Source organism: Thiobacter sp. AK1, assembly GCF_039822265.1.
GTDB lineage: Bacteria > Pseudomonadota > Gammaproteobacteria > Burkholderiales > Thiobacteraceae > Thiobacter > Thiobacter aerophilum.
Map to the genome: position 1 here is coordinate 1 of NZ_JBAJEX010000020.1, position 2500 is coordinate 2500.

Annotated in this window: 2 rRNA genes (1 of these 2 cut by a window edge); both read right to left on the reverse strand. The window is 55.8% G+C overall.

Annotation, left to right across the window (positions count from 1 at the left end):
• Window positions 1-48: 48 nt before the first annotated feature.
• Window positions 49-162: ribosomal RNA gene (gene rrf, locus V6E02_RS12815) — 5S ribosomal RNA — on the reverse strand.
• 207 nt (window positions 163-369) lie between these two features.
• A 23S ribosomal RNA gene (locus V6E02_RS12820) occupies window positions 370-2500 on the reverse strand (it continues 1174 nt past the right edge of the window).

Genomic DNA, 2500 nt, shown 5'->3' on the forward strand with positions numbered 1-2500 from the left:
AAATGCAAAAGCCCTGACTGGTGTAGTCAGGGCTTTTGGGTGTGGGGTGCCTGGCGGTGACCTACTTTCGCAGAGGGGGTCTCTACTATCATCGGCGCGAGCCCGTTTCACGGTCCTGTTCGGGATGGGAAGGGGTGGGTCCAGGCTGCTATGGCCGCCAAGCGTAAACGGGTGACTGAGGACAGAGGGCTGAAGACAGATCTGTAGTCTGTGTTCAGTGGACTGAGGCGTTCTCAGTCTTCTGCCCTCGGAACGGAAGAAGTCGACTCGGTTTGATTGCGGCTTCGGGTCACTGGGTTCGTGACTGACGACCTTTTGTCGTCTGTCTTTCGTCCGCAGTCCTCTGAAGCGCAAGCCGCTTGAGGGGATAGGATCAAGCCGCACGGGCAATTAGTACTGGTTAGCTTAACGTGTTGCCACGCTTCCACACCCAGCCTATCAACGTCGTGGTCTTCGACGACCCTTTAGGGGGGTTAAACCCCCGGGAGATCTCATCTTCAGGCGAGTTTCACGCTTAGATGCTTTCAGCGTTTATCTCTTCCGCACTTAGCTACCCGGCGATACCACTGGCGTGATAACCGGTACACCAGAGGTGCGTCCACTCCGGTCCTCTCGTACTAGGAGCAGCCCCCGTCAAATCTCCAACGCCCACGGCAGATAGGGACCAAACTGTCTCACGACGTTTTAAACCCAGCTCACGTACCTCTTTAAATGGCGAACAGCCATACCCTTGGGACCGGCTACAGCCCCAGGATGAGATGAGCCGACATCGAGGTGCCAAACTCCGCCGTCGATGTGAACTCTTGGGCGGAATCAGCCTGTTATCCCCAGAGTACCTTTTATCCGTTGAGCGATGGCCCTTCCATACAGAACCACCGGATCACTATGACCTGCTTTCGCACCTGCTCGACTTGTCAGTCTCGCAGTCAAGCACGCTTTTCCCATTGCGGTATCGAGACGATTTCCGACCGTCCTTAGCGTACCTTCGTGCTCCTCCGTTACCCTTTAGGAGGAGACCGCCCCAGTCAAACTGCCCACCATGCACGGTCCCCGACCCCGATCAGGGGCCCAGGTTAGAACCTCAAACAGACCAGGGTGGTATTTCAACGTCGGCTCCAGCGAATCTGGCGACTCGCCTTCACAGCCTCCCACCTATCCTACACAAGCCTGTTCAAAGTCCAATGCAAAGCTGCAGTAAAGGTTCATGGGGTCTTTCCGTCTGGCCGCGGGGAGATTGCATCTTCACAAACACTTCAACTTCGCTGAGTCTCAGGAGGAGACAGTGTGGCCATCGTTACGCCATTCGTGCAGGTCGGAACTTACCCGACAAGGAATTTCGCTACCTTAGGACCGTTATAGTTACGGCCGCCGTTTACCGGGGCTTCGATCAGGAGCTTGCACCCCATCACTTAACCTTCCGGCACCGGGCAGGCGTCACACCCTATACGTCCACTTTCGTGTTTGCAGAGTGCTGTGTTTTTATTAAACAGTCGCAGCCACCTTTTCACTGCGGCCCCCTTCCGCTCCATGGGCAAGCCACTTCACGTACCAGGGGCGCACCTTATCCCGAAGTTACGGTGCCAATTTGCCGAGTTCCTTCTCCTGAGTTCTCTCAAGCGCCTTAGGATTCTCACCCTGCCCACCTGTGTCGGTTTGCGGTACGGTCACATCTAGACTGAAGCTTAGAGGCTTTTCCTGGAAGCAGGGTATCAGTGGCTTGGCCTCCCGAAGGAGGTTGCGTCATCACGCCTCGGCTTAGCCCTCCGGATTTGCCTAAAGGGCACGCCTACACGCTTAAACCGGGACGTCCAACACCCGGCCCACCTAACCTTCTCCGTCCCCCCATCGCATCTAGACGCGGTACGGGAATATTAACCCGTTTCCCATCAGCTACGCATTTCTGCCTCACCTTAGGGGCCGACTCACCCTGCGCCGATGAACGTTGCGCAGGAAACCTCGGGCTTTCGGCGAGGGAGCCTTTCACTCCCTTTATCGCTACTCATGTCAGCATTCGCACTTCCGATACCTCCAGCACCCCTCTCGAGATGCCTTCACAGGCCTACGGAACGCTCTCCTACCGCCAGAGGACAGAAGACAGACGACTGAGGACAGAGAGGTTGTCAGTAATCAATAGCTCGTCATCCCCACTTGGCATGCAGCCCAGTGAGCATCTTGGCTATGTCTTGGTATTCGCGCCGCCAGGCTTGCGCCTTCGGCTGACCGATATATCCCAGATCAACACCGTATTGAATCCATACGCGCATTTCGTCGGCAGTCTCTGGATTCTGGTGTCTGTTCACTGAACACCTCTCTGTCTTCTGTCATCTGTATTCTGTCCTCTGACCCGCAGCTTCGGTTCATGGCTTAAGCCCCGTTACATCTTCCGCGCAGGACGACTCGACCAGTGAGCTATTACGCTTTCTTTAAAGGGTGGCTGCTTCTAAGCCAACCTCCTGGCTGTCTGGGCCTTCCCACATCGTTTTCCACTTAGCCATGCATT